Source organism: Micromonospora sp. WMMD737, assembly GCF_049179055.1.
Classification (GTDB): domain Bacteria; phylum Actinomycetota; class Actinomycetes; order Mycobacteriales; family Micromonosporaceae; genus Micromonospora; species Micromonospora reichwaldensis.
In genome coordinates this window covers 3,708,290-3,732,938 of record NZ_JBMHMH010000001.1, presented here as the reverse complement: position 1 = coordinate 3,732,938, position 24,649 = coordinate 3,708,290, and the positions used below count along the sequence as shown (strand labels likewise).

Genomic DNA, 24,649 nt, shown 5'->3' with positions numbered 1-24,649 from the left:
TGTGGCCTAGGAACCCGTGCCGTGCCGCCGGCCCTCACCCCTCAGCCGATCCGACCTCGGGAGAGACCACCCATGTTCCCAGACCCCACCGGCGCGCACGCTGGCGCGTTCGCGGCCGTGTTCGTCGCCCTCTACGTCGCCCACCAGGTCGCCGACCACTGGGTGCAAACCCAGCACCAGGCCGACTGCAAGGGCCAGCCTGGCTGGCCGGGCCGCATCGCCTGCGCCGCGCACGTCGCCACCTACACCCTTACCGCCCTGGTCGCGCTGCTGTTCCTGATTGCCGGTACCGGCCTGCGGCTGGGCCCGTGGGGCGTGGCGGTCGGGCTGACGATCTCGGCGGTCAGCCACTACGTCGCCGACCGGCGCACCCCGCTCAAGCGCATCGCTGCCGCCCTCGGCTCGGCCCGCTTCTACGCCCTCGGCACGCCCCGGCCCGGCCGCGACGACAACCCGTCGCTTGGCACCGGCGCCTACGCCCTGGACCAGTCCTGGCACATCGGCTGGCTGTTCATCGCCGCCCTGTTCTGCGCCGCCTAACCCACCCCCATACGAAGGAGAAAGCCCTGATGGCAAGCATCTCGATCGGCTCCAGCGGCGGGCGCATCACCACCGGCAGCTCGCAGTTGTGGTGTCCGGCCTGCGGCAACGAAAGCAACTGGCGTGACATCACCGCCGACAGTCAGCGCACGCACGCGACCTGCGGTGACTGCGGTAACCGCGTCTCCGTCAAGAGCTGACCGCTCCCGTCGTCACCGGCTCATCACCCGGTGATGTGCGGAAGCCGCCAGACCCGCTGACGGCCCAACCGAAGGAGCACCCCCGCTATGGGTAAGCGCAACGTCGCCTCCGGCACCGACCACGTTGACGTGCAGGTCGGTCACGTCGCCGGCCGCCGCGACACCGGCAAGCCCTCGAAGGACACCACCGCCGCCACGGCGGGCCGGACCGAGAACGTCCGCACCGGCAACGCCCGCGTTGGCCGGCAGGTCGACGAGATCACCGGCTCCCTGCACATCCGGTTCTGACCTGACCCGGCGGCACGGCCTCTGGCCTCGACAACCCGTGCCGTGCCGCCGGCCCCCCCATCCGGCTTCAACCGTCAGGAGAGACCTCTGATGTTGTCACCCTTGCGCGCACTGCGCCGCGCAGTGATCCGCTTGCGGCCCCGCCGCCGGCTCTGGCTCGGCACGCCGCTGCGAGCCACGATCGCCGCCGCCGCGTGCGGCGGCTACATCCTGCTTCTCCACTACACACAGGGCGTCGAGCGGGTTGACCTGCCGCTGCGCATGGAGGAATACGACCGGCCCGATGAGCGCGAGTTCACCGCCGTTGCCGCCGCCCTCGCGTCGCGTGGCCTGACCCGCACTACGCCGTGGCAGATCGACGCCTACGGCCGGCTGTGCGCCCCCATCGCTGTCATCCGCCCCGGGAAGGAGTCCCGATGACCGAGCCGAACACCGACCCCGGCGACCGTTTCGACTGGCAGGCTGCCGAAGCCGACATCACCGGCCCGGATGCGGAGGTGGTCGACCTGGACGCCGCCCGCGCCGCCCGCACCCCCGACCCCGACGAGGACGGCGACGGCGGGCCGGTGCTGGTGGACTCGCCGGCCGCGCAGAAGTCCCCGCGGTTCACCCTGTCGGGGGCGCGTGCCGGGCAGCGTCGGCCGATCCTGCCCGCCTGGTTGCGGTCGCTCGATGAGTTGCGTGACGTGATGCGGTGGACGGTGGGGCACCTGCTACACAGCACCGCCTACCACTTCACCCGGCTGCCGAAGTACGGCGGCAAGCTGCTGCTGCGCGCCCCCGCCGGTGCCGCCCGGGTCGCCTCTGGCGCTACCCGGTGGCTGTTCGACTGGGAAGGCGAGCAGTTGCGGCAGTCGACCTCCCAGACCAAGGACGGGGAGCTGTATCTGAAGCTGTCGCGGCAGCGTGACCGGCGGGTGCGGTGGCGCGGCATCGTCGCCACCTTCACCCTGGCCGTCACCCTGGCCGGTGGTGTGGCGGTGGCGTTCGCGCCGCCGTGGTCGCGGTGGGCGGTGCTGGCGATGCTGGTGACGTTGTGTGGGATGTTCGGTCAGCCGGCCGACAAGCCGCTGCTCGACACCGCCGTGGTCATCCCGCGCGTGGCCCGGCTGACCTCGGATGTGGTGGTGCGCGCCCTGGCGGTGCTTGGCATCTCCGGCATCACCCAGGCCATCGCCAAGCAGGGACAGCGCGCAATCGCCTTCACCGCGCCGATCGTGCGCGACGGGCCGGGCTGGCGGGCCGACATCGACCTGCCGCCCGGCGTCACGGCCGGGGACGTGATTGAGCGGCGTGACCGGCTCGCCGCCGGCCTCACCCGCCCTCTCGGGTGTGTGTGGCCGGAGGGACAGCCGGAGGTGCACCCGGGCCGGCTGCTGCTGTGGGTGGGCGATCAGGACATGGCCGCCACGCCGCCGAAGCCGTGGCCTCTGCTCAAGGCGTCCGGCGGGTTCGACCTGGGGCGGCCGGTGCCGTTCGGCACCGACCCGCGCGGCCGGGTCATCTCCATCGAGCTGCCCTACACGAACGTGCTCATCGGGTCGATCCCTGGCTACGGCAAGACGGCCGCCACGCAGGTGCCGATGCTCGCCGCCGCCCTCGACCCGTACGCGGAACTGTGGTGCTTCGACTTCAAGGGCACCGGCGGCCTCGACCCCTTGGAGAAGGTGTCCGTTCGATTCGCGTCGGGGCAGGACGACGACACCGCCGAGGAAGGGCTGTTGGCGTTGCGGGAGCTGCGCAAGGAGTGCCAGCGCCGCGCCGCCGTCCTCAAGGGCCTGCCCAAGGCGGTATGCCCGGACAACAAGGTCACCCCGGAGCTGGCCCGCCGCAAGAAGTTGGGCCTTCACTGGCTGGTCGTAGCCCTAGACGAGGTGCAAGAGCTGTTCTCGCACCCGGAGTTCGGCAAGGAAGCCGGCGAGCTGGCCGAGAAAATCATCAAGCTCGGTCGCGCCCTGGGCGTCATCCTGGTCCTGGCCACGCAGCGGCCGGACGCCAAGAGCCTGCCTACCGGGGTTAGCGCGAACGCGGGTACGCGGTTCTGCCTGCGGGTCATGGGTCAGATCGAGAACGACATGATCCTTGGCACGTCGGCGTACAAGAACGGCATCCGGGCGACCATGTTCGCCAAGAAAGACAAGGGCGTCGGCTACCTCGTCGGCGCGGCCGACGACGCGCAGATCGTGCGGACCTTCTACGTGGATGGTCCCACCGCCGAGAAGATCACCGACCGGGCGCGCGCCCTGCGCGAGGCTGCCGGCACCCTCACCGGCCACGCCATCGGGCAGACCACGGCGACCCCGGCGGCCCGCCGGGACACGCTCTTGGACGACATCCTCACCGTGGTCCCCGCGACCGAGGCGAAGGTGTGGGCGGAGACGCTGACCGAGCGCCTGGCCGACCTCAACGCCGACGCGTACGGGGACCTGACGCGCGATCAGCTGACGGCGGCGCTCAAGCCGTACGGGGTCACCACGGGGCAGGTCTGGGGCACCGACCCGGTCACCGGCAAGGGCGCGAACCGGCGGGGCCTCGAACGGCAGCACATCGCCGATGCGGTCGCGGAGCGTAACAAGCGGCGAGGCGACAAAGCCGCCTAAGCCGGACAGCGTGTGGTTGCTAGGTCTAGCGGCACCCCCCGCTAGACCTAGCACCCCCGCTAGCAACCCATCCCAACCCTGGCCAGCGCCCTAGTTCCTAGCGGCGTCAGCCTTTTGCACCCTCAAACCGGCTCGTGGAGGCGTTTCGTGACCACCGTTGCCCTGCTCGCTAACCTCGCCGCCCTCGGTTACGCACTGTGCTACCTGGCCGTGTGCTTCACCTCGCCGTGGGGACGCTGCCGCCGCTGCCACGGCCGCCGCTCTCACCGCACCGCCATCGGCACCCGCCGCGACTGCCGCCGCTGCGACGGCACCGGCATCCGCGTCCGCTACGGCCGCCGCCTCATCGACTACATCCGCACCGAGTACCGGGCGGGCCACCAATGACCGCCCGCCGCGCCGGCCGCGCCGGTCACACCGACTGGTGCGGCCGGGACCACCGATGCGGCCTCGGCGAGCACCGCTCCGGCGAAATCGTGGTCGACGCCGGCCACGCCCGCGCCGTGCTCGTCAGGGTGCGTACCGCCGCCGGCCGCGAGCACGCCGAGGTGCGCGTCAGGGTGGCCCTCGCCCCCGGCGAACTGGCGGCCCGCCGCCAGTTGGTGGGGCTGCTCGGCGACGTGCGCCAGGCCGTGACCCGCGCCGCCATCGCGGCCCGGCCTCGACCCGGGCGGGCCGGACAGTGACCGGCGGGCGGTGCGGCCACTGGATCGGCACCGCCGCCCGCTACTGCCACACCCCGGACAACCTCCGGCCCTATCTCCAAGGCCCCCGCTGCCCCGCCCACACGCCCTCAGCGCTCGCCGGGCGGCCGGAGCCGCCCTCTACCCCCATCTGTCCGCCATCGACCGAAGGAAGGGGCCTCATGCCCGACCCTGGCCTGTTGGCCGCTGCCCTTGCCCACGCCGCGCGCGGATGGCACGTCTTCCCGCTGCGCCCCGACGACAAGCGGCCCGCGTTCCCCGACCACACCGCCGACAACTGCGCCCAGCTCGACCCGCGTTGCCGCGCCGCCGGCCGCCACCTCGGGTGGGAACCCCGCGCCACGACCGATCCGGACCGCATCCGGCGCGCGTGGTCGACGCGCCCCTACGGCGTTGGTATCGCGTGCGGCCCGTCCGGGCTGGCGGTGGTCGACTTGGACGTGCCGAAGACCGCCGACGACACCCCGCCCGCCGCGTGGGCCGGGGCGCGTGACGGCCTGGACGTGCTCACCGCCCTCGCCGCCCGCCACGGCGGCAGCATCGACACCACGTACACCGTGACCACCGGGCGAGGCGGAAGCCACCTCTACTACCGCCATCCCGACAGCGGCCCGGAGTTGCGCAACACGACGGGGGAGCGGGGCGGGTTGGGGTGGAAGGTCGACACCCGCGCGCACGGCGGCTACGTCGTCGCCGCCGGCAGCACCGTCGCCGGCCGCCCCTACGCCGTGGCGCTGGACTGTGACCTGGCGCCGCTGCCCGCATGGCTTGCAGGGCTACTCACCCCGACCGTGCGACCGGCCTGCCGGCCCGTCCCGGTGGCGCTGCCGGCCGACCGGCACGGCCCGTACGTGGCGGCAGCGATCCGCCGCCAGGTCGCCCACCTCACCGCCGCCCCGGACGGGCAACGCAACCACGCCCTGTTCGCCTCCGCCGTCGCCCTCGGCCAGCTGGCCGCCGGAGGGGCGCTCACCGACAACGACGTGACCGCTGTTCTGGAACCGGCCGCGCTGTCGATCGGCCTGCGGCCCGCCGAGGTCGCCCGCACGATCGCGTCCGGCCTGCGCACCGGGGCGCACAACCCGCGTCACCTCACCAACCTCGGAAGGACGGCGGCATGACCACCCGCCTACAGATCGGCTCCGGCCCGGAAACCATCCGCGTGCTCAAGGCCGCACTCAGCGACGGACTCTTGCCCGACACCTACGTGTCGGCCGGCTCCCTCGTGCACATGGAAGCCGTCTCCGGCGGCCTCACCGACGCCGTTGACGAAGACTCGCCGCTGCCGGTGTCGGCCAGCACCATCAACCCCGCCGGCCTCGCCGGGCTGCTCGCCCAACACGCCTACGTCTACCGGATCAAAACCCGCAAGGACGACAAGGGCAACCCGGACACCTACGAAGACGAGGTGACCCCACCCCGAGACGCCTTGTCGTCGGTGCTGGCCGGCAAGACGTGGCCGGGAGTGGCACCGCTGCGCGGAATCATCGGCGCGCCCGTGCTGCGCCGAGACGGCACCCTGCTCCAGGCCCCCGGCTACGACCCGGCCACCGGCTTCTACCTCGCGTCGAAGGTGGCGCTGCCACCGGTGCCGGACGCGCCCACCCGAGAGCAGGTCGCCGAAGCGCGCCGGTTCCTGCTCGGCGCGTTCCTGCGTGACTTCCCCTGGTCGTCGCCAGCGGACCGGGCCAACTACATCGCGTTGTTGGCAACGCCGGTGCTGCGGCACTACACCCGGTCGTTGACGCCGTTCGGGCTGATCGACGCGACCATGCCCGCCTCCGGTAAGAGCATCCTCACCGCCGGCCCCGGAATGCTCTACGGGCAGCGCATGATGCCCTGGGTTGACAGCGATGAAGAACTCCGCAAGAGCATCACTGCGGTTCTTGCCGATCAGGTTGGCGTGGTCATCTGGGACAACGTTCCCGAAGGTGGCGTCATCGATTCGGCGATCCTCGCCCAGCTCGTCACCAACACCGTGTGGTCTGACCGGCAGCTAGGCGCGTCGCGCAACATCGCCACCATCAACGACCGGCTATGGATGGCCACCGGCAACAACCTCCAGGTGGGCGGTGACATGGCGAGCCGCACGGTGCGGGTGCACCTCGACCCGAACATGCCGCACCCCGAACTGCGCGACCAAGAGGCGTTCGGCATTCCCTACCTCGACCAATGGATCACCGAACCCGCCAACCAAATGACCGTCCTGTGGCACGTCCTGATCCTCGTGCTCGACTGGACGCGCAACGGCGCGCCCCGCGCCTCCGGCCTCACCATGCGGCAGTTCACCCCGTGGGCGCAGGCCCTCGGCGGATTCCTCGCCTGGCACAACATCCACGGGTTCCTCACCAACGCCGCCGAGGTGCGCGGGATCGATGAAGACGAAACGCGCTGGCGCGCGTTCCTCACCACCTGGCACGAGCGCCACGGTGGTAAAGCCATGACGGCCGCTGACCTGCGCAGAGACGCAGAGCCCATGCACCTCGGCAGCGACGTCAACGACCCGTGGGACGGGCAATTCATCACCACCACCGCTGGACGCCTACCCAACCCGCTGCAACTCGGCCGGCTCCTGACCGGACAGGCCGGACGCTGGCGCGGTGACCACGTCATCCGTGCCGGCAAGCACGAACGCGGCAACCGGGCCGTGTTCTGGGTCGAGCGCCACGAGGGCTAGGGGGTCAAACCCCGCTGAACCATCTCGGCATCTCGGCATCTCGGCGGAAACGGCACCCTACCTGGGAAAACACCCTGCCGAGAACAAGGCCATCGGTAAACCTCAATCTCGGCATCTCGGCAACCTCCTGCCGAGATGAAAGCCGGTTGCCGAGATCGACCCTCAACCCCGGTCAAGATCTCGGCAGACGTTTTCCCAGCTCAACGGCACCTTTGCCGAGATGCCGAGATGCCGAGATGGTTCAGCCCTCTCCCACAGAAGCCATCGACCACCCGCCACCAACCCCACCCAGCCGGCCCGCTGAGAGCCACACAGCCACCCTTGCGCATCCCTTCACACCAGGGCTCCGCAGATCTTGGCTATACGGCGCTCTCAGCGGGCCGCTCTGCGCCCTTCTGCCATGCCGGCCCCCCGACCCACGGCCGCATCCTCCGCCCGCTCGAAAGGCCGCCACCATGCAACTCAGGCTGCACGGCACCCCCGGCGAAACCACCGCCACCCTCGCCGCCCTCGCCCGCGTGCTCACCATCCGCACCGTCAGCCGCCCCTACCCCGACCGCCCCCCATCCACCCGGCATCGCATCTACCTCGAAGTCACCCCGAGGAAGGACACGCGCCCATGACCACCCCGATTCGCCGCGAAAAGGTGACGCCCCTTCCGAATCGTCACCTCACCATTGCCGACGTTTGTGACGACCTGGGAATCAGTCGATCCACCTTCTATGACTGGCGAGCAAAGCGAAAGGGGCCGCCGGCCCGCAAGCTGCCGAACGGTGAAATCCGAATTGAACGACGCGACTACGAGTCCTGGCTTGAATCGCTCTACGAGGAGGCCGCTTGAATACCACCTATGACGTGCGCGTCTGGTCAATCGAGACCTACGAGGGCAAGAGGAGCTGCACCTACTGGGTTCGTTGGCGAGTTGCCGGCCAGCCACTTAAAGAGGCGTTCAAGACCAAAGCTCTCGCCGAGAGCTTTCGTTCCGAGCTGGTTGCCGCCTCTCGAAAGGGTGAGGCGTTTTACGTCGAGACGGGTCGCCCTGTCTCCATGCGCCGCGATGCTGTCGTCAGTTCTTGGTACGAATTGGCGTGCCAGTTTGCCGACATGAAGTGGCCGCACGTGGCTGCGACGACCAGGCGCACCCACGCGGAAGCCTTGACGGCGCTGACCGTGCTCATGCTGACCAACGCCCGAGGTCGGCCGGACGGCAAACTTCTTCGCTACGCGCTGTGTCGCTGGGCCTTCAACACCCCCCGCCGCACGGGGGAAGGCGTTCCCGAGCAGGTGAAAACCACGCTCGATTGGGTGAAGCGAAACACCCGCGACGTGGCTAGCCTCAGCCGTCCCGAAGTGCTGCGCCCGGTCCTGGACGGCCTCACCGTGCGAATCGACGGCGCGCCGGCCGCGCCGAGCGTTATCAGCCGCCGCCGGAAGATACTCAATACCGCAATCGAATACGCGGTAGAAAAGCGACTGTTGACAGCGAACCCGCTACCACAGTTGAAATGGAAACCGCCGAAAACTGTTACCACGATCGACAGGCGATCGGTAGCCAATCCGGTGCAGGTGCGAACTCTGCTAGAAGGGGTGCGAGAGCAGGGGCGTATCGGCCCGCGCATGGTGGCTTTCTACGCCTGCTTGTACTACGCGGCACTAAGGCCAGAGGAAGCCGTACGCCTCGCCAAGCCGAACCTGCACCTACCCGAAAAGGGGTGGGGAGAATTCACGCTTGACGGAGCGGACCCGCACGCCGGCCGCGAGTGGACCGATAGCGGAAAGAACCGAGACAGCCGCCAACTCAAGCAACGGGCGCGGGGGGAGACGCGAACGGTTCCGTGCCCGCCCGAACTAACCGCGATCATCAACGCTCACGTCGAGCTGTTCGGCTACGGGCCGAATAACCGCCTGTTCGTGGGGGAGCGCAATAAGGAGGAGCTTCCAAAAGGGACAATCAACCGCGTGTGGCGATGGGCACGGGCCGCTGTATTTACCCCCGAGGTGCACACCTCGCCCCTGGCCCGCACCCCGTACGACCTGCGGCACGCCGCCGTGTCGACCTGGCTCAACGGGGGAGTGCCACCAACCCAGGTAGCCGAGTGGGCAGGGCAGTCGGTAGAGGTGCTGCTGAGGATCTACGCCAAGTGCCTTGACGGCGGTGACGCTGCTCTCAGGCAGCGCATCGAGCGAGCGCTAGGCCACGACTGAGGCCGGGCCAAACTTCGGCACGTATTCGGCACAGACGCCCGCCACGGGCCGCTGACGGCCGGACACAGCCGGACACACGATGAAGGCCCCTGACCGGGTTATGCCTGGTCAGGGGCCTTTTCGTGCTGGTCAAAGCTTCCTTAGCAAGTGTGCCCCCGGCAGGATTCGAACCTGCGCCCCCGCCTCCGGAGGGCGGTGCTCTATCCCCTGAGCTACGGGGGCTCAGCGACTGGAGAAGACTAGCAAACGTCTCCGCGGAACGCCGAATCGGTATTCGGTGCGCGCCCTCGTGTCGCCCGCCCTGCTGGTGCCGGTCGCCCGAGGACCGGTGGCGGATGCCGCCCTGTTCCACCTGCGTCGGACGCCGCTGCCGGAAAGCCCTCCGGCCGGCACGAGTGGAACCTCGCGGGTGTCTCCCGGCGTCGGATACACCCCTGACGTTCCACTCGCCGATGCCGCTGGCTGGTGCGGCCCGCTGGGTCCCGCCGGCCGAGGCGGCGGGCTGGTCCGACCGGCCGGCTGGGGGAGATCAAGAAGGTGCCGGGCGGTGGTCCGGGCACCGGGGCGGGAGCGGGGGTCAGGCGGCGACGGCGCGGCCGCAGCTCGGCAGCGGGTGCAGCACGATGCGGCGGGGCAGGCGTCGGGGCCACTCGTTGCGGGGCCAGGAGCCGTCGACGATCAGGTGCACGGTCCGCTGCTCCTCGCCGCTCAGCCGCAGCACGAAGTCGCGCGGGAGCGGCGGATCGACCGACGGAGTGGTGATCATGAAGCGCACCCGGCCGCGGGAGGAGACGGCGGAGATGACGTCCGCCGCGGGCATCGTGCCCCGCAGGCGTACGCGGCCGATCCAGTAGACCTCGGCGAGGTGTTCCTGCGCCGCCCGGGTGATGGCCGGGTACTCGCTGCGCACCCAGCGTTCCACCGCGCCGACGCAGAGGCCGCAGGCCCGTTCCCGGGGCTCCCGGGGGCCCAGCCCCCAGGCCCGCAGGTACGCACCCACGGCCCCGGCGTCCATGGACGGCTCGAAGCGGTGCTGGATGAGTGTGTGCAGGCTCTGCCGCGTCCACAGCTCCTCGTCCAGCCCCAGCTCGTCGGGATGGACGCCCCGCAGGATGTCGATGAGTTCGAGCTCCTGTTCGCGGCTGAGCGTTCCCGGCTCGCCCTGCCGCTGTCCGCGACGGACGGCTGCCACCGCCCCGTCACCGCCGATGGTGTGGCGCCGGCACCAGCTGGTGACCGAACGCCGTGCGTCTCTCAGTGCAACCCCCACGTCCTGCGCAACGAGCCCGAATCGCAACTGGTCACGATATGTGTGGAGAAAACTCTCTTAGTGTCGCAATGGGGTAGATCGTTCATGACGCCGCTTACCAGTCAAAGCGGACAGGGGGGTGTGGGGTGGTCGGCTTCCTGAGGGGGCCGGGATGGCGAGAGGTCCGCGTCGGCCGGGTGGAGCGGCGGCGACGCGGACCTCTCGATCGGGCGACGGTGCGGTGGCGGCGGGGTCAGCCGCCCAGCCGCTTCAGCGCGTTCTGGAGATTGGTGAGGTCGTTGCGCTGGGTGTTCTTCATGGTCTGCGCGGTCCTGACGACGTCGGGCTCGTCGCTGACGTCGAGGATGCCGTCGATCATGTGGATGCCGCCCAGGTGATGCTTGATCATCAGTTGCAGGAAGAGGACGTCCAGCTCCCGGCCCTCGGCCGCGTGCAGCTTCGCCATCTCCTCGGGGGTGGCCATGCCCGGCATGAGGCCGTTCCTGACCAGGCCGGAGCCGTCGGACATCCACGACATCGGCGGCTCGCTGCCCGCCGGGTCGAGCCCCCACGAGCGCAGCCACGTGTGCATGGTGCCGATCTCGCCCTGCTGGGAGGTGGCGATGTCGCCGCCGATGCTGCGGACCTCCGGGTCGCTGCCCTCGTCGAAGGCGACCAGGCCCATCTCCACCGCCTGCGCGTGGTGGGTCAGCATGTCCCGGGCGAAGCCCGCCTCCGCCGAGGCGTCGCCCGGCCGGGTGAGCCGGGGGGTCAGCATGCCGCCCGCGTAACCGAGGAGCAGCCCGACCACGACGGCCAGGGCCAGCGCGGCCGTGCCCCAGCGGGCCGGCGACCGCCGCTCCTCCGGAGCCGGGCTGGCCGGCTCGCTGGTCGCGGTCATGGTCGGGATGCTCATCGCTCTCCTCAGCCCTGCGGCATCTGCTGGGCGTCGTCGCGCGGCGTGGTGCCGGTGGCGGTGATGCCCTGGCTGCACAGCGCGGTCGGCCCCTCGATCGAGGCGTTGACCCGCAGCGTCTTGATGAACTCGTCGATGCGGCCGTCGTCGGCGTTGTCGACCTTGAGCTGGTAGCCCCAGGCCTGGAGGGAGATCGGCTTGTCCAGCCCCTCGAACGGGCTGAGCATCAGCTTCTCCTTGCCCCGCACCTTGTCGGCGAGCTTCGTCACCTGGTCGGCGGGCAGGTCAGGGCGGTAGGTGATCCAGACCGTGCCGTGCTCCAGGCTGTGCACCGCGTGCTCGTTGGCGATCTGGGCGGGGTAGACGTCGCCCATGCAGTTCTGCCAGGCCGCGTTGTGCGGGCCGGCCACCGGCGGGAGCACCGTGTAGGTGAGGGGCCCCGTCTTGTGGTTGCCGCCGGACACGAGGTCCTTGTCCTTCTCGCGGTAGTTGACGATGCCGTCGATCGCGTCGGCCCGGTCCTCCCAGGGCTTGGCGCCCTGGAACGTCGCCCAGGCGCCGTAGCCGATGATCGCCACGGCCAGCACACCCACGGCGACGAAGAGCGCGATCGGCCCCCACGAGCGGCCCTGGCTCACCTTCACCGGGGCGATGGGCTTGCGGCCCTTGCCCCCGGCGCCGGGGCGGGTGCCCGTCGGCTTGCCGGACCCGGCCTTGGCGCCGGTGGAACCGGTCTTCGCGCCGGTGGAACCGGGCTTGGCGCCGCCGGACCCGGCCTTGGCGCCTGCTGCCGGCCGGCCCGCTGCCGGCTTCTTGCCGGTGCTGACCACGTTCGGGCGCCGCTCGGGGCCGCCACCCGGTGTGCTGATGCTCATCGTGCCTCGTCAGGTCGGTCGGTCAGGGGATCCGGCGGGCCGGTCTCACACACTGGGTCGCCGCCGCGGGTGCCGAGTCTACCCCCGATAACATGGATCAGTGACTCCCGCAGAACTCGCCGAGGTCGTCCTATCCGCAGCCCACGCCGTCTTCACCGAGCGTGGCCTGGACCGCTCCGCCCTGCCGGAGCGGACGGCGGTCGAGCGACCTCGCAGCCCCGAGCACGGCGACTACGCCTCCACGCTGGCCCTCCAGCTCAGCAAGAAGGTGGGCGTCCCGCCGCGCGAGCTGGCCACGGCCCTCGCCGAGCAGCTCGGCCGGGCCCCGGGGGTCAAGTCGGTGGAGATCGCCGGCCCGGGCTTCCTCAACATCCGGCTCGACGCGGCCGCCGCCGGCCAGCTCGCCCGCACGATCGTCGAGGCGGGCGAGGCGTACGGGCGCAGCGACCGGCTCGCCGGGCAGCGGATGAACCTGGAGTTCGTCTCGGCGAACCCGACCGGTCCGGTGCACATCGGCGGCGTCCGCTGGGCGGCCGTCGGCGACGCGCTGAGCCGGCTCCTGCGCGCCACCGGCGCCGAGGTCGGGACGGAATACTACTTCAACGACGCGGGCTCCCAGATCGACCGGTTCGCCCGGTCGCTGCTCGCCGCCGCCAAGGGCGAGCCGGCCCCCGAGGACGGGTACGCCGGGGCGTACATCACCGAGATCGCCGACGCCGTCCGGGGCGTCCGCCCCGACGTGCTGGAGCTGGACGACGCCGCCGCCCAGGAGGTCTTCCGGGTCGAGGGCGTGCAGCTCATGTTCGCCGAGATCAAGTCCTCGCTGCGCGGCTTCGGGGTGGAGTTCGACACCTACTTCAACGAGAAGGACCTGCACGACCGGGGTGAGCTGGACCTGGCCCTGAAGCGGCTGCGTGACCAGGGCCACCTCTACGAGTCGGACGGCGCGACCTGGCTGCGCACCACCGACTTCGGCGACGACAAGGACCGGGTGCTGCGCAAGTCCAACGGCGAGTGGACCTACTTCGCCGCCGACTGCGCCTACTACCTGGACAAGCGGGAGCGCGGCTTCGACCGCGTCGTGATCATGCTGGGGGCCGACCACCACGGCTACATCGGCCGGATGAAGGCGATGGCCGCCTGCTTCGGCGACGACCCGGAGCGCAACCTGGAGATCCTGATCGGCCAGCTGGTCAACCTGGTCCGCGACGGCGCCCCGGTCCGGATGAGCAAGCGGGCCGGCACGGTGGTGACCCTGGAGGACCTGGTCGACGCGATCGGCGTGGACGCCTCCCGCTACGCGCTCGCCCGCTACTCCAGCGACTCCCCGATCGACATCGACGTCGAGCTGTGGACCCGGGCCACCCGCGACAACCCGGTCTACTACGTGCAGTACGTGGCGGCCCGGACGGCCAGCGTGGGCCGCAACGCCGCCGAGGTGGGGCTGACCCGGGGCGACGCCGAGGCGTTCCGCCCCGACCTGCTCGGCCACGAGAAGGAGAACGAGCTGCTCAAGGCGCTCGCCGAGTTCCCCGCCGTGGTCGCCGCGGCGGCCGAGCTGCGCGGCCCGCACCGGGTGGCCCGCTACCTGGAGGAGCTGGCCGGGGCCTACCACCGGTTCTACGACGAGTGCCGGATCCTGCCGCGCGGCGACGAGAAGATCACCGACCTGCACCGGGCCCGGCTCTGGCTCAACGACGCCACCCGCACCGTGATCGCCAACGGCCTGCGCCTGCTGGGCGTCTCGGCCCCGGAAAGGATGTAGGAGCGGTAATGCGTGCTCACGAGGCCGGTGCGCTGCACGGTGACATCGGCAGCCGGGGGCCGTCCTGGCTGCGTACCCCGGTCGACGTCAACGCCCTGGTGCCGCAGCTGTGGCCGCGCAACGTCACGCGCGACGGCGACGGCGTGCTCACCGTGGCCGGCCTCGGCGTCCGCGACGTCGCGGCCGAGTTCGGCACCCCGGTCTACGTCCTCGACGAGGACGACCTGCGGTCGCGCGCCCGGGACTTCCGCACCGCCTTCGACGGCGTCGACGTCTACTACGCCGGCAAGGCGTTCCTCTGCCGGGCCGTGGTCCGGATGATCGCCGAGGAGGGCCTGCACCTCGACGTGTGCACCGGGGGCGAGCTGGCCACCGCGCTGTCGGCCGGGATGCCGCCCGGGCGGATCGGCTTCCACGGCAACAACAAGTCGGTGACCGAGCTGACCCGGGCGCTCGACGCCGGGGTCGGCCGGATCATCCTCGACTCGTTCGACGAGATCGGCCGCCTCACCGCGCTCGCCCGCGAGCGGGGCGTCCGCCCCCGGGTGATGATCCGGGTCACGGTCGGCGTCGAGGCGCACACCCACGAGTTCATCGCCACCGCGCACGAGGACCAGAAGTTCGGCTTCTCCCTCGCGGGCGGGGCGGCGGCCGAGGCGGCCTTCCGGGTGCTCGACGAGGGCGTCCTGGAGCTGCGCGGCCTGCACTCGCACATCGGCTCGCAGATCTTCGACGCCAGCGGCTTCGAGGTCTCCGCCCGCCGGGTGCTCGGCCTCCAGGCGCAGATCCGCGACGCGCGCGGGGTGGAGCTGCCCGAGCTGGACCTCGGCGGTGGCTTCGGCATCGCGTACACGACGCAGGACGACCCGGCCGCCCCGCAGGACCTCGCGAAGCGGCTGCGCCGGATCGTCGAGGCCGAGTGCGCCGCCGAGCGGCTGGCGGTCCCGCACCTGTCGATCGAGCCGGGGCGGGCGATCGTCGGGCCGGCCGTGTTCACCCTCTACGAGGTCGGCACGGTCAAGGACGTCGATGGGATCCGGACGTACGTGAGCGTCGACGGCGGGATGAGCGACAACATCCGCACGGCGCTCTACGACGCGTCCTACTCCGCGACGCTGGCGTCCCGGGCGTCGACCGCCGAGCCGATGCTCGCCCGCGTGGTGGGAAAGCATTGTGAGTCCGGGGACATCGTGGTGAAGGATGAATTCCTGCCCGCCGACGTGCAGCCCGGAGATCTTGTCGCGGTGCCGGGCACCGGCGCCTACTGCCGGAGCATGGCCAGCAACTACAACCACGTGCCCCGCCCCCCGGTGGTCGCGGTGCGCGACGGCCAGGCGCGCCTGATCGTCCGGCGGGAGACCGAAGAGGACCTGCTGGCATTGGACGTGGGATGACATCACCTGTGCGCCTGGCACTGCTCGGCTGCGGCACGGTCGGTAGCGAGGTGGTCCGGCTGCTGCACGAGCAGGCGGCCGACCTCGCCGCCCGGATCGGCGCCCCGCTGGAGATCGCCGGCATCGCCGTACGCCGTCTCGGCCGCGACCGGGGCGACCTGCCCGTCGACCCGACCCTGTTCACCACCGACGCGCTCGGCCTGATCAAGCGCGACGACGTCGACGTGGTGGTCGAGGTGGTCGGCGGCATCGAGCCGGCGCGGGGCTGGCTGGTGGAGGCGCTGCGGGCCGGCAAGAGCGTGGTCACGGCCAACAAGGCGCTGCTCGCCGAGGACGGCGCCGCCCTGCACGACGCGGCGGCCGAGGGCGGCGGCGACCTCTACTACGAGGCGTCCGTGGCGGGGGCGATCCCGCTGCTGCGCCCGCTGCGCGAGTCGCTGCACGGCGACCGGATCAACCGGGTCACCGGCATCGTCAACGGCACCACCAACTTCATCCTCTCCGCCATGGACGCCACCGGCGCCGGCTTCGCGGAGGCGCTGGAGGAGGCCACGGAGCTGGGCTACGCCGAGGCCGACCCGACCGCCGACGTGGAGGGCTTCGACGCGGCGGCGAAGGCGGCCATCCTCGCCTCGCTGGCCTTCCACACCCGGGTCGGCGCGGCCGACGTGCACCGGGAGGGCATCACCGAGGTCACGGCGGCCGACGTGGCCAGCGCCAAGGCGATGGGGTGCACCATCAAGCTGCTCTGCATCGCCGCCCGGGGCGCCGACGCCGCCGGCCGGGAGACGGTCAGCGTGCGGGTGCACCCGGCGATGATCCCGCTGGGCCACCCGCTGGCCAGCGTCGGCGACGCGTTCAACGCGGTCTTCGTCGAGGCCGAGGCGGCCGGGCCGCTGATGTTCTACGGCCGGGGCGCGGGCGGCGCGCCGACGGCCAGCGCGGTGCTGGGCGACGTGGTGGCGGTCTCCCGCAACCGGCTCGCCGGGGTGCGGTCGGCCAGCGAGAGCGCGTACGCCGACCTGCCGGTGCGGCCGATGGGGGAGGCGCTGACCCGCTACCACATCAGCCTCGACGTGGCGGACCGGCCGGGTGTGCTGGAGGCGGTGGCCGGCGTGTTCGCCCGGCACGACGTGTCGATCGCCACCGTGCGGCAGGGCCCGGCGGGCGGCGGCGCGGCAGGCCGGGGCGAGGACGCCGACCTGGTGATCGTCACCCACGTGGCGCCGGACGCGGCGCTCGCCGCCACCGTGCGGGAGCTGCGCGGGCTGGACATCGTCCGCTCCGTGGCGAGCGTGCTGCGGGTCGAGGGCGGGCTCTGAGCGGTCCGCCCGCGGGGCCCGGTGACGCGCGCGGGACCGCCGGCGGTGGGGCTCGGGCGGGCCGGGGCCCGTCCGCCGGCCCGGCCCGGCGGGGCGAGCGCTTCCGCGTCTCGCCTGATGGTTAACTGCGGGTGCGCCGGCGGGCACGCGGCGAGACTGGTCCAGGCTGGAGGCGTGCCCGACTCGGCGGGACGGTACGAGGCGAGGGAGAACGACATGTGGCGGGGTCTGATCGACGCGTACCGGGACCGGCTGCCGGTCACCGACGCCACCCCGGTCGTGACCCTGCACGAGGGGAACACGCCGTTGCTGCCCGCGCCGGTGCTCTCCGCCCGGCTCGGCTGTGACGTGCACCTGAAGGTGGAGGGCGCCAACCCGACCGGCTCGTTCAAGGACCGGGGCATGACCCTCGCGGTCTCGAAGGCGGTCGAGGCCGGCAACAAGGCGATCATCTGCGCCTCCACCGGCAACACCAGCGCCTCCGCGGCGGCGTACGCGGCCCGCGCCGGCCTGACCTGCGCGGTGCTCGTGCCGCAGGGCAAGATCGCGCTGGGCAAGCTGGCCCAGGCGCTCGTGCACGGGGCGAAGCTGCTCCAGGTCACCGGCAACTTCGACGACTGCCTGTCGCTGGCCGCCAAGCTCGCCCAGGACTACCCGGTCGCCCTGGTCAACTCGGTGAACATCGACCGGCTGCACGGCCAGAAGACGGCCGCGTTCGAGATCGTCGAGGCGTTGGGCGACGCGCCCGACATCCACTGCCTGCCGGTCGGCAACGCCGGCAACGTCTCCGCCTACTGGATGGGCTACTCGGAGGACCTGCGGGACGGCAACGCCACCCGGGCCCCGAAGATGTACGGCTTCCAGGCCGCCGGCGCCGCCCCGATCGTCACCGGGGAGGTGGTCCGCGAGCCGTCCACGATCGCCACCGCCATCCGGATCGGCAACCCGGCGAGCTGGACCAGGGCGCTCGACGCCCGGGACTCCTCGGGCGGGCTGATCGCCGCCGTCACCGACCGGGAGATCCTGGCCGCGTACCGGCTGCTGGCCCGCGAGGTCGGGGTCTTCGTCGAGCTGGGCAGCGCGGCCAGCGTGGCCGGCCTGCTCCAGCAGGCCGCCGCCGGTCGGGTCCCGGCCGGCTCGACGGTGGTCTGCACGGTCACCGGCCACGGCCTGAAGGACCCGGAGTGGGCGATCTCCACCGCGCCCGTGCCCACCACCATCGCCAACGACCCGCTGGCCGCCGCCCGCTGCCTCGACCTCGCCTGAGCCGCCTGCTGCCTCGGCCTCGCCTGCGCCGCCGGCGGATCGGCCTCGCGTGAGCCGCTGCCGGATCGCGTGAGCCGTCGGCCGATCGGCGCCGGTCGAGTCGACGGGAGGAAAACCGGGGCGGAGCACACGAGTCCTGTGCATCGGACTAGGGCAGGGCCGGCCGGGGCCGGTCGGGTGGGGTGGGGGAGAATTCGTACCCCCGCCAATCGCCTTTTTCAGGAGTGAGTCACGCCGATGTCGCTGCTCGCCAGATTCAGCCTCGCCAACCGAGGGCTGATCGCCCTCATCGCGGTGGTGACCACGCTGTTCGGGGCGTTCGCCGTACCGTCACTGAAGCAGCAACTCCTGCCGTCGCTGGAGTTCCCGGCGGCCTTCATCGTGGCGGTCTACCCCGGCGCCGGGCCCGAGGTCGTCGAGTCGCAGGTCACCGAGCCGATCGAGAACGCCCTCCAGGGCATCCCCGGGCTGGACCAGGTCACCTCGACCTCCCGCGAGGGCTCCACGACCGTCCAGGTCCAGTACGAGTTCGGCACCGACCTGGACGACGTGGTCAACAAGATGCAGACCGCGCTCAACCGGATCGACGCGCAGCTGCCCGAGGGGGTCGACCCGCAGGTCATCGCCGGCAGCACCGACGACCTGCCCGCAGTGGTGCTCGCCGCCTCCGGCGGTGACGACCAGCGCGTCCTCGCGGAGAAGCTGCGCGCCACGGTGGTGCCCGAGCTGGAGGCGATCGAGGGGGTGCGGACGGTCGACCTGACCGGCGCCCGCGACGACGTCGTGGTGGTCACCCCGGATCCGGCCAAGCTGGCGGCGGCGAAGCTCCAGCCGACCGCCCTCGGCGCGGCGTTGAAGACCAACGGCGTGACGGTGCCGGCCGGCGCGGTCACCGACGGCACCCGCGCGCTCCCGGTGCAGGTCGGCACCCGGCTCGCCACGCTGGAGGACCTCCGGGGCGTCGTGGTCGCGCCAGCGGCGGGCCGGGCGGCCCCGGTCCGCCTCGGCGACGTGGCCACCGTCGAGCAGCAGCTCGCGCCGGCCACCGCGATCACCCGCACCAACGGCAAGGACAGCCTGGGCATCGCGGTCACCGCCTCCCCGGACGGCAACGCGGTCGAGATCTCCCACGAGATCCGGGACCGCCTCGCCGACCTGCGGGAGGCCTCCGGCGCCGAGCTGACCGTCGTCTTCGACCAGGCTCCCTTCGTCGAGAAGTCGATCGAGAGCCTGACCACCGAGGGCCTGCTGGGCCTGATCATGGCCGTCATCGTCATCCTGGTCTTCCTGCTGTCGGTCCGCTCCACCGTGGTCACCGCGGTCTCCATCCCGCTCTCGGTGGTGGTCGCCCTGATCGCCCTCTGGATCGGCGACTACTCGCTCAACCTGCTCACCCTCGGCGCGCTCACCATCGCGGTCGGCCGGGTGGTCGACGACTCGATCGTCGTGCTGGAGAACATCAAGAGACACCTGGAGTACGGCGAGCCGAAGCGGCAGGCGATCCTCGCCGCCGTCCGCGAGGTGGCCGGCGCGGTGACCGCGTCCACCCTCACCACGGTCGCCGTCTTCGCGCCGATCGCCCTGGTGGGCGGCTTCGTCGGACAGCTCTTCGCGCCGTTCGCGATCACCGTCACGGTGGCCCTGCTCGCCTCGCTGCTGGTCTCGCTGACAGTCATCCCGGTGCTCGCGTACTGGTTCCTGAAGCCGCCGAGCGGCACGGCGGACGGCGCCGCGGTGCGCCGGGCGGCCGAGGAGAAGGAGCTGCGCAACCCGTTGCAGCGGGCGTACCTGCCGGTGATCGGGTTCGCCACCCGTAAGCGGGCCACCCGGTGGATCACGCTGGGGCTCGGCGTGCTCGTGCTGTTCGGCACCTTCGGCCTGTCCCGCCAGCTGGAGACCAACTTCATCGACGACTCCGGCCAGGACACCCTGAGCATCACCCAGGAACTGCCGGCGGGCACCGGCCTGCTCGGCACCGACGCGGCTGCCAAGCAGATCGAGGCGGTGCTGGAGCGCACCGAGGACGTCGAGACGTACCAGGTCACGGCGGGCGGCGGGGACAACCCGTTCGGCGGCGGCGGCAACAACGTCGCCAACTGGTCGCTGGCCCTCGGTGACGGGACCGACGCCCAGGAGATGCGGGAGAAGCTGCGCCGGGAGTTCGACGCGCTGGGCCCGGCCGTCGGTGAGGTCAGCTTCGGCGCCGGCCAGGGCGGGGCGGCGGCCAACCAGATCGAGGTGGTCGTCCAGGGCACCGACCCGGAGGCGCTGACCCGGGCCGCCGAGGAGGTCCGGTCGGCGATGGCCGGGCTGGCGGGCGTCGAGGACGTCTCCACCAGCCTCGCCACGCGGGTGCCGCGCGTCGACGTCACCGTCGACCGGGTCGCCGCCGGCCGGGTCGGGCTCACCGAGGCCGCCGTCGGCCAGGTGGTGGCCCAGGCGTTCCGTGGTTCGCCCCTGGGGCAGGTCACGCTCGACGACGGGCAGCGGGACGTGGTGCTGCGGTTCGCGGGCAAGCCGCCGACCACAGTGGAGGAGTTGCGGGCGATGCCGGTCGGGCCGGTGAAGCTCGACGACATCGCCGACGTCACCCAGACCGAGGGCCCGCAGCAGGTGAGCCGGATCGACGGCGAGCGCAGCGTCTCCGTCACCGGTACGGCCACCGGCTCGAACCTCGGCGCCATCACGCAGGAGCTGCAGAAGAAGCTGGACGGCATCGACGTGCCGGGGGCGTCCTTCGCCATCGGCGGCGTCAGCGCCGACCAGGAGGAGGCCTTCGCCGACCTGGGCCTGGCCGTGCTCGCCGCCATCGCGATCGTCTTCCTGATCATGGTGGCGACGTTCCGGAGCCTGGTCCAGGCGCTGATCCTGCTGATCTCCATCCCGTTCGCGGCGACCGGCGCGATCGGCCTGCTGCTGGCCACCGGCACCCCGATGGGTGTGCCGGCGCTGATCGGCGTGCTCATGCTGGTCGGCATCGTGGTGACGAACGCGATCGTGCTGCTGGATCTCGTCAACCAGTACCGGTCGCAGGGCATGGGGGTCCAGGAGGCGGTGGTCGAGGGCGGCCGGCGCCGGCTGCGGCCGATCCTGATGACGGCGATCGCCACCATCTTCGCGCTGCTGCCGATGGCGCTCGGCCTCACCGGGGAGGGCGGCTTCATCTCCAAGCCGCTGGCGATCGTGGTGATCGGCGGGCTGCTCAGCTCGACGCTGCTCACCCTGATCCTGGTGCCGACGCTCTACGCCATGGCGGAGAACACCAAGGAGTCGTTCCGCGCCCGCCGGGCCCGCCGCTCCGGCGGGGTGGCCCCGGCCACCGGCACGGGCGACGGCGAGCCGGCCGGCGACGACGGTGGGACGCCCGCCGCCGAGCCGGTCCCGGTGCCCGCCGCGGGCGCCCCGTCCACCGCCGGCACGGAGGCCACCGACGCCCCGGCGTCCCGGCCGACGCCGTCGGGCGCGCTGGTGGACGGCACCGACCAGTTCGAGGTGCTGCGGCTGCCGAAGAGCCGCACGTCCCCGCTGCCGCCGGCCGAGTAACGGCAGTGCGCGAACACCCCCGACGGGTCCCACCCGCCGGGGGTGTTCGCGTTCGGTCAGGTACCCGCCGTACGGCCGGCCCGCCGGTCACCGACCGGTAGGGTCCCGAACGTGCCGTCCACCGTCTCGGTCCTCACCCGCAACCGCAACTTCCGCAACCTGTTCCTCGCCGAGCTGGTGGTCTTCGGCGCCGACTGGTTCGTCATGGTGCCGCTGCTGGTGCTGCTGCCGGACCTGACCGGCAGCGGCGTGTGGGGCGCGCTGGTGCTCGCCGTCGACACCGGGATCGTGGCGCTGCTGCTGCCGTACACGGGCACGATCGCGGACCGGTTCGACCGGCGCAAGATCATGATCATTGCGAACGTCGCGGCCCTGCTCGGCGTGCTGCTGCTGCTCGGCGTCCGCAGCGCGGGGACCGCCTGGCTGGCGATGGCCGGGATCGGGGTGGTGGCGGTCGCCAAGGCGTTCTACTCCCCGGCGGCCCAGGCGGCCCTGCCCAACGTGCTCGACCCCGACGAGCTGGCCGCCGGCAACGCCGTCGCGGGGTCGGCCTGGGGCACCATGACCGTCGTCGGCGCCTCCCTGGGTGGCGTGCTCAGCGCCGCCGTCGGCCCGTACGCCTGCTTCTGGGTGGCGGCGGTGGGCCTGGTGGTCGCCGCGGGCCTGGCCACGCTGATCCGCCGGCCGTTGCAGGCGCCCCGCGACGCGGAACTGCCCGTGCAGCGGACCTGGCCGGCGATCCGGGAGGCGCTCGGCTACATCGGGCACCGGCCGAGGGTGCTGGCGCTGGTCACCGTGAAGTCGGCGGTGGGCCTCGGCAACGGCGTGCTGACGGTGTTCCCGCTGCTCGCGGCCGTGTACGGCGTGGGCCCCGTCGGCACCGGGCTGCTCTTCGCGGTCCGCGGGGCGGGGGCGCTCGTCGGGCCGATCCTGATGCGGCGGGTGCTGACCAACCGCGCCTGGCTGCTGCCCGGGCTGGCACTGTCGATGTCCCTCTACGGCCTGGCCTACCTCGGCACCTCGGTCGCCAACTGGTTCCCGCTGGTGCTGGCCCTGGTCTTCGTCGCCCACTTCGCGGGCGGCAGCAACTGGGTGATGTCGAACTTCGCCCTGCAAGGGGAGGTGCCGGACCGGCTGCGGGGCCGCGTCTTCGCCACCGACATGATGCTGGCGACCCTCGCCGTCTCGGTCAGCCAGCTCGCCGTGGCGGCGGTGGTGGACACCGTGGACGAGCGGGTGGTGCTGGCCAGCTGCGGCCTGGTCACGGTGGTCTACGCGCTCGGCTGGCGGATCGCCACCCGTCGGCTCTCGCTCACGGACCCGGCCGCGCAACCGGCTGCGAGCGCCGCCCGCTGACCCGCCCGGCGGTCAGGCCTGGTCCGTCCCGGCGCCCGTCGGCGCGTCCGGCCGGGATCGACCGCCCCACTGCGCCGGCACGTCGGCCCCGCCCCCCACGGTCCACCCCGGGTCGGCCGGCGGCACCGGCTGGGCGGCGGGCACCGGCGCGGTGGTCGGCACCGGCCCGCCGCCGGCGAGCGGTCGTCCGCCGAACGGGCCGGCCTCCGCGCCGCCCGCCCGCCGCCCGACCAGCACCGCCGCGATCAGCAGACCCGTCCCGATCGGGTACGCCAGGGCCTGCACCCCGCCGTAGGCCAGGTTCATGAACCGGAAGTTCGAGTAGCCCCAGTCGAAACTGAACGTGCGGGGCAGCAGCAGGGTCCAGGCCACGCTGAGCAGTGCGCTGACCAGCAGCACAGCGAGCCCGGACAGCGCCAGCAGCCGGGGCTTGCGGGGCAGCCGCCCCCCGGCCGTCGCGGCCAGTACGAGCCCGACCAGCAGCACCAGCACCGAGGGCGCCTCGAAGACGACCGCCGTCGCCAGGTACCCGAATTCGCGCATTCCCGCCTCCAGCCGCCGTCGGTCGGGTCAGGCTAACGGACCGGCGCTGCCACCATCGTCCGGTGACGAGACCCTCCGGCCCGATCCCATCCGTCGGGCGGCGGTCCGCCCCGTCGGTGCGCAGCCCTACCATGAGCCCGTGCCGACGAACTTCATCTCCGGCCCGGTCCGGGTCCGGGTCCCCGCCACCAGCGCCAATCTGGGGCCGGGGTTCGACGCCCTGGGGCTCGCCCTGGCGCTGCACGACGACGTGGCCGCCGAGGTGACGGCGGGAGGCGTCACGGTGAGCGTGGCCGGGCAGGGCGCCGGGGAGTTGCCGGCCGACGACCGGCACCTGGTCGTCCGCGCCATGCGGGCGGCCTTCGACGGGCTCGGCGGGCAGCCGCCCGGGCTGGCGGTGGAGTGCGTCAACCGCATCCCCCAGGCCCGTGGGCTGGGCTCCTCGTCCGCGGCGATCATCGCCGGCGTGCTGCTGGCCCGTGCGCTGGTCGCCGACGGCGAGATCCGGCTCGACGACGCCGCCGCGTTGCGCCTCGCCGCCGAGATCGAGGGCCATCCGGACAACGTGGCGCCGTGCCTGCTCGGCGGCTTCACCCTGGCCTGGACGGAGCCCTCCGGCGCCCGGGCGGTGTCGCTGCCGGTCGCCGACGGCGTACGACCGACGGTCTTCGTGCCGGCGGAGCGCGGCCTGACGGCCACCGCGCGGGCCGCGCTGCCGGCCACCGTGCCCCACGGCGACGCGGCGCTGAACGCCGGCCGCGCCGCGCTGCTGGTGCACGCGCTGACCGCCGACCCGGGTCTGCTGCTGCCGGCCACGGTCGACCGGCTGCACCAGGACTACCGCGCCGACGGCATGCCGGGCAGCGCCGCCCTGGTAAAAGCGCTGCGTGAGGCCGGTGTGGCCGCCGTGATCAGTGGTGCGGGCCCGACCGTCCTGGCCCTGACCGGCCCGCCCGAGGGCTTCGACCCGGGAACAGGCTGGGAGGTCTGGCGGTTGGATCCAGACGGGCGCGGAGCACAGGTTGCCCGGGGTAGACTGGGACACGCAGAGCGGGACCCTGTTGCCGCAGGTCGGAAGAGTTGATTACGCTCTAGACTTAGCACAGCCGCGAAGCATGCGATCTCCCTGCGGGTCGGCGCACCCCCGAAGCTTTCGGCGGTCAGCCCGTCACCCCTGCCTAGGCCCACGCCGCACCGCAGTCTTCA

The 24,649-nt window shown here is 72.1% G+C and carries 23 protein-coding genes and 1 tRNA gene; 19 read left to right on the top strand and 5 right to left on the bottom strand.

The genetic code is table 11. The features are described 5' to 3' along the window. Positions 1-72: 72 nt before the first annotated feature. The 12 genes from ACN27A_RS16030 (at position 73) to ACN27A_RS15975 (ending at position 9,214) form a co-directional block, all read left to right on the top strand. A complete protein-coding gene (locus tag ACN27A_RS16030; protein WP_421454164.1) occupies positions 73-540 on the top strand; it encodes a DUF3307 domain-containing protein in 468 nt (155 codons plus the stop codon). Positions 541-569: 29 nt separating this feature from the next. Next, entirely contained in the window at positions 570-740 is a 171-nt protein-coding gene (locus ACN27A_RS16025; RefSeq protein ID WP_421454161.1) for a hypothetical protein, read from the top strand. A gap of 87 nt (positions 741-827) precedes the next feature. After that, entirely contained in the window at positions 828-1,028 is a 201-nt protein-coding gene (locus ACN27A_RS16020) for a hypothetical protein (protein WP_421454159.1), read from the top strand. Positions 1,029-1,118: 90 nt separating this feature from the next. Continuing rightward, positions 1,119-1,448: a hypothetical protein gene (locus ACN27A_RS16015; protein ID WP_421454156.1), complete on the top strand. Its 330-nt coding sequence runs from the start codon at positions 1,119-1,121 to the stop codon at positions 1,446-1,448. Then, a complete protein-coding gene (locus ACN27A_RS16010) occupies positions 1,445-3,628 on the top strand; it encodes a cell division protein FtsK (RefSeq protein ID WP_421454153.1) in 2,184 nt (727 codons plus the stop codon). The genes ACN27A_RS16015 and ACN27A_RS16010 overlap by 4 nt, the downstream gene beginning before the upstream one ends. A 147-nt stretch (positions 3,629-3,775) precedes the next feature. After that, positions 3,776-4,015 carry a hypothetical protein gene (locus ACN27A_RS16005; RefSeq protein WP_421454151.1) on the top strand — a complete coding sequence of 80 codons (240 nt, stop codon included), beginning with the start codon at positions 3,776-3,778 and terminating at the stop codon, positions 4,013-4,015. Continuing rightward, the gene (locus ACN27A_RS16000) at positions 4,012-4,314 is read left to right on the top strand and encodes a hypothetical protein (protein ID WP_421454149.1); all 303 of its coding nucleotides are present in this window, start codon (positions 4,012-4,014) and stop codon (positions 4,312-4,314) included. Before ACN27A_RS16005 ends, ACN27A_RS16000 begins: the two co-directional genes overlap by 4 nt. Before the next feature lie 179 nt (positions 4,315-4,493). Continuing rightward, positions 4,494-5,453: a bifunctional DNA primase/polymerase gene (locus ACN27A_RS15995; protein ID WP_421454147.1), complete on the top strand. Its 960-nt coding sequence runs from the start codon at positions 4,494-4,496 to the stop codon at positions 5,451-5,453. Then, a complete protein-coding gene (locus ACN27A_RS15990) occupies positions 5,450-7,009 on the top strand; it encodes a hypothetical protein (RefSeq protein ID WP_421454144.1) in 1,560 nt (519 codons plus the stop codon). The genes ACN27A_RS15995 and ACN27A_RS15990 overlap by 4 nt, the downstream gene beginning before the upstream one ends. A 455-nt stretch (positions 7,010-7,464) precedes the next feature. Then, positions 7,465-7,632, top strand: a complete 168-nt coding sequence (locus ACN27A_RS15985; protein WP_421454141.1) for a hypothetical protein — start codon at positions 7,465-7,467, stop codon at positions 7,630-7,632. Next, positions 7,629-7,850: a helix-turn-helix transcriptional regulator gene (locus ACN27A_RS15980; protein ID WP_421454138.1), complete on the top strand. Its 222-nt coding sequence runs from the start codon at positions 7,629-7,631 to the stop codon at positions 7,848-7,850. The genes ACN27A_RS15985 and ACN27A_RS15980 overlap by 4 nt, the downstream gene beginning before the upstream one ends. Further along, complete coding sequence (locus ACN27A_RS15975) at positions 7,847-9,214, top strand: tyrosine-type recombinase/integrase (RefSeq protein WP_421454135.1); 1,368 nt, start codon at positions 7,847-7,849, stop codon at positions 9,212-9,214. The genes ACN27A_RS15980 and ACN27A_RS15975 overlap by 4 nt, the downstream gene beginning before the upstream one ends. 150 nt (positions 9,215-9,364) lie before the next feature. On the opposite strand, the gene ACN27A_RS15970 is transcribed toward ACN27A_RS15975, so the two are convergent. The 4 genes from ACN27A_RS15970 to ACN27A_RS15955 form a co-directional block, all read right to left on the bottom strand. Continuing rightward, a tRNA-Arg gene (locus ACN27A_RS15970) sits at positions 9,365-9,436 on the bottom strand. A 355-nt stretch (positions 9,437-9,791) separates the two neighbouring features. Beyond that, the gene (locus ACN27A_RS15965) at positions 9,792-10,484 is read right to left on the bottom strand and encodes a winged helix-turn-helix domain-containing protein (RefSeq protein ID WP_421458486.1); all 693 of its coding nucleotides are present in this window, start codon (positions 10,482-10,484) and stop codon (positions 9,792-9,794) included. A gap of 232 nt (positions 10,485-10,716) precedes the next feature. Continuing rightward, entirely contained in the window at positions 10,717-11,379 is a 663-nt protein-coding gene (locus ACN27A_RS15960) for a DUF305 domain-containing protein (protein ID WP_421454132.1), read from the bottom strand. An 8-nt stretch (positions 11,380-11,387) separates the two neighbouring features. Next, on the bottom strand, positions 11,388-12,254 hold the full coding sequence (locus ACN27A_RS15955) for a DUF3105 domain-containing protein (protein ID WP_421454130.1): 867 nt from the start codon (positions 12,252-12,254) through the stop codon (positions 11,388-11,390). Between the two features lie 100 nt (positions 12,255-12,354). Here ACN27A_RS15955 and argS point away from each other — a divergent pair, with 100 nt between their 5' ends. The 6 genes from argS to ACN27A_RS15925 all read left to right on the top strand — a co-directional run bounded on the left by argS (position 12,355) and on the right by ACN27A_RS15925 (position 22,900). Next, positions 12,355-14,019, top strand: coding sequence for an arginine--tRNA ligase (gene argS, locus ACN27A_RS15950; RefSeq protein WP_421454127.1), 1,665 nt, complete (start codon positions 12,355-12,357; stop codon positions 14,017-14,019). 8 nt (positions 14,020-14,027) lie between these two features. Continuing rightward, positions 14,028-15,413, top strand: coding sequence for a diaminopimelate decarboxylase (gene lysA, locus ACN27A_RS15945; RefSeq protein ID WP_421454124.1), 1,386 nt, complete (start codon positions 14,028-14,030; stop codon positions 15,411-15,413). 8 nt (positions 15,414-15,421) lie between these two features. Then, on the top strand, positions 15,422-16,735 hold the full coding sequence (locus ACN27A_RS15940; protein ID WP_421458485.1) for a homoserine dehydrogenase: 1,314 nt from the start codon (positions 15,422-15,424) through the stop codon (positions 16,733-16,735). 216 nt (positions 16,736-16,951) lie between these two features. After that, on the top strand, positions 16,952-18,001 hold the full coding sequence (gene thrC, locus ACN27A_RS15935; protein ID WP_357577226.1) for a threonine synthase: 1,050 nt from the start codon (positions 16,952-16,954) through the stop codon (positions 17,999-18,001). A 237-nt stretch (positions 18,002-18,238) separates the two neighbouring features. Next, positions 18,239-21,544 carry an efflux RND transporter permease subunit gene (locus ACN27A_RS15930; protein WP_421454122.1) on the top strand — a complete coding sequence of 1,102 codons (3,306 nt, stop codon included), beginning with the start codon at positions 18,239-18,241 and terminating at the stop codon, positions 21,542-21,544. A gap of 111 nt (positions 21,545-21,655) precedes the next feature. Continuing rightward, on the top strand, positions 21,656-22,900 hold the full coding sequence (locus ACN27A_RS15925; RefSeq protein ID WP_421454120.1) for an MFS transporter: 1,245 nt from the start codon (positions 21,656-21,658) through the stop codon (positions 22,898-22,900). Between the two features lie 12 nt (positions 22,901-22,912). Here ACN27A_RS15925 and ACN27A_RS15920 read toward each other — a convergent pair whose 3' ends face one another. Then, entirely contained in the window at positions 22,913-23,443 is a 531-nt protein-coding gene (locus ACN27A_RS15920; protein WP_421454118.1) for a hypothetical protein, read from the bottom strand. 139 nt (positions 23,444-23,582) lie between these two features. Here ACN27A_RS15920 and thrB point away from each other — a divergent pair, with 139 nt between their 5' ends. Next, positions 23,583-24,527 (top strand): homoserine kinase, encoded by a 945-nt coding sequence (thrB, locus tag ACN27A_RS15915; protein ID WP_421454115.1) that lies wholly within the window; start codon positions 23,583-23,585, stop codon positions 24,525-24,527. The last annotated feature ends 122 nt before the right edge of the window (positions 24,528-24,649 follow it).

Bases quoted from the DNA above. Each gene is read 5' to 3' on its own strand.
- ACN27A_RS16025 (WP_421454161.1), top strand. From the start codon at position 570: ATGGCAAGCATCTCGATCGGCTCCAGCGGCGGGCGCATCACCACCGGC.
- ACN27A_RS15920 (WP_421454118.1), bottom strand. From the start codon at position 23,443: ATGCGCGAATTCGGGTACCTGGCGACGGCGGTCGTCTTCGAGGCGCCC.
- ACN27A_RS16020 (WP_421454159.1), top strand. From the start codon at position 828: ATGGGTAAGCGCAACGTCGCCTCCGGCACCGACCACGTTGACGTGCAG.
- ACN27A_RS15930 (WP_421454122.1), top strand. From the start codon at position 18,239: ATGTCGCTGCTCGCCAGATTCAGCCTCGCCAACCGAGGGCTGATCGCC.
- ACN27A_RS16030 (WP_421454164.1), top strand. From the start codon at position 73: ATGTTCCCAGACCCCACCGGCGCGCACGCTGGCGCGTTCGCGGCCGTG.
- ACN27A_RS15985 (WP_421454141.1), top strand. From the start codon at position 7,465: ATGCAACTCAGGCTGCACGGCACCCCCGGCGAAACCACCGCCACCCTC.
- ACN27A_RS15955 (WP_421454130.1), bottom strand. From the start codon at position 12,254: ATGAGCATCAGCACACCGGGTGGCGGCCCCGAGCGGCGCCCGAACGTG.
- ACN27A_RS15980 (WP_421454138.1), top strand. From the start codon at position 7,629: ATGACCACCCCGATTCGCCGCGAAAAGGTGACGCCCCTTCCGAATCGT.
- ACN27A_RS16000 (WP_421454149.1), top strand. From the start codon at position 4,012: ATGACCGCCCGCCGCGCCGGCCGCGCCGGTCACACCGACTGGTGCGGC.
- ACN27A_RS16015 (WP_421454156.1), top strand. From the start codon at position 1,119: ATGTTGTCACCCTTGCGCGCACTGCGCCGCGCAGTGATCCGCTTGCGG.
- ACN27A_RS16010 (WP_421454153.1), top strand. From the start codon at position 1,445: ATGACCGAGCCGAACACCGACCCCGGCGACCGTTTCGACTGGCAGGCT.
- ACN27A_RS15995 (WP_421454147.1), top strand. From the start codon at position 4,494: ATGCCCGACCCTGGCCTGTTGGCCGCTGCCCTTGCCCACGCCGCGCGC.
- ACN27A_RS15990 (WP_421454144.1), top strand. From the start codon at position 5,450: ATGACCACCCGCCTACAGATCGGCTCCGGCCCGGAAACCATCCGCGTG.
- lysA (WP_421454124.1), top strand. From the start codon at position 14,028: ATGCGTGCTCACGAGGCCGGTGCGCTGCACGGTGACATCGGCAGCCGG.
- ACN27A_RS15960 (WP_421454132.1), bottom strand. From the start codon at position 11,379: ATGAGCATCCCGACCATGACCGCGACCAGCGAGCCGGCCAGCCCGGCT.
- thrC (WP_357577226.1), top strand. From the start codon at position 16,952: ATGTGGCGGGGTCTGATCGACGCGTACCGGGACCGGCTGCCGGTCACC.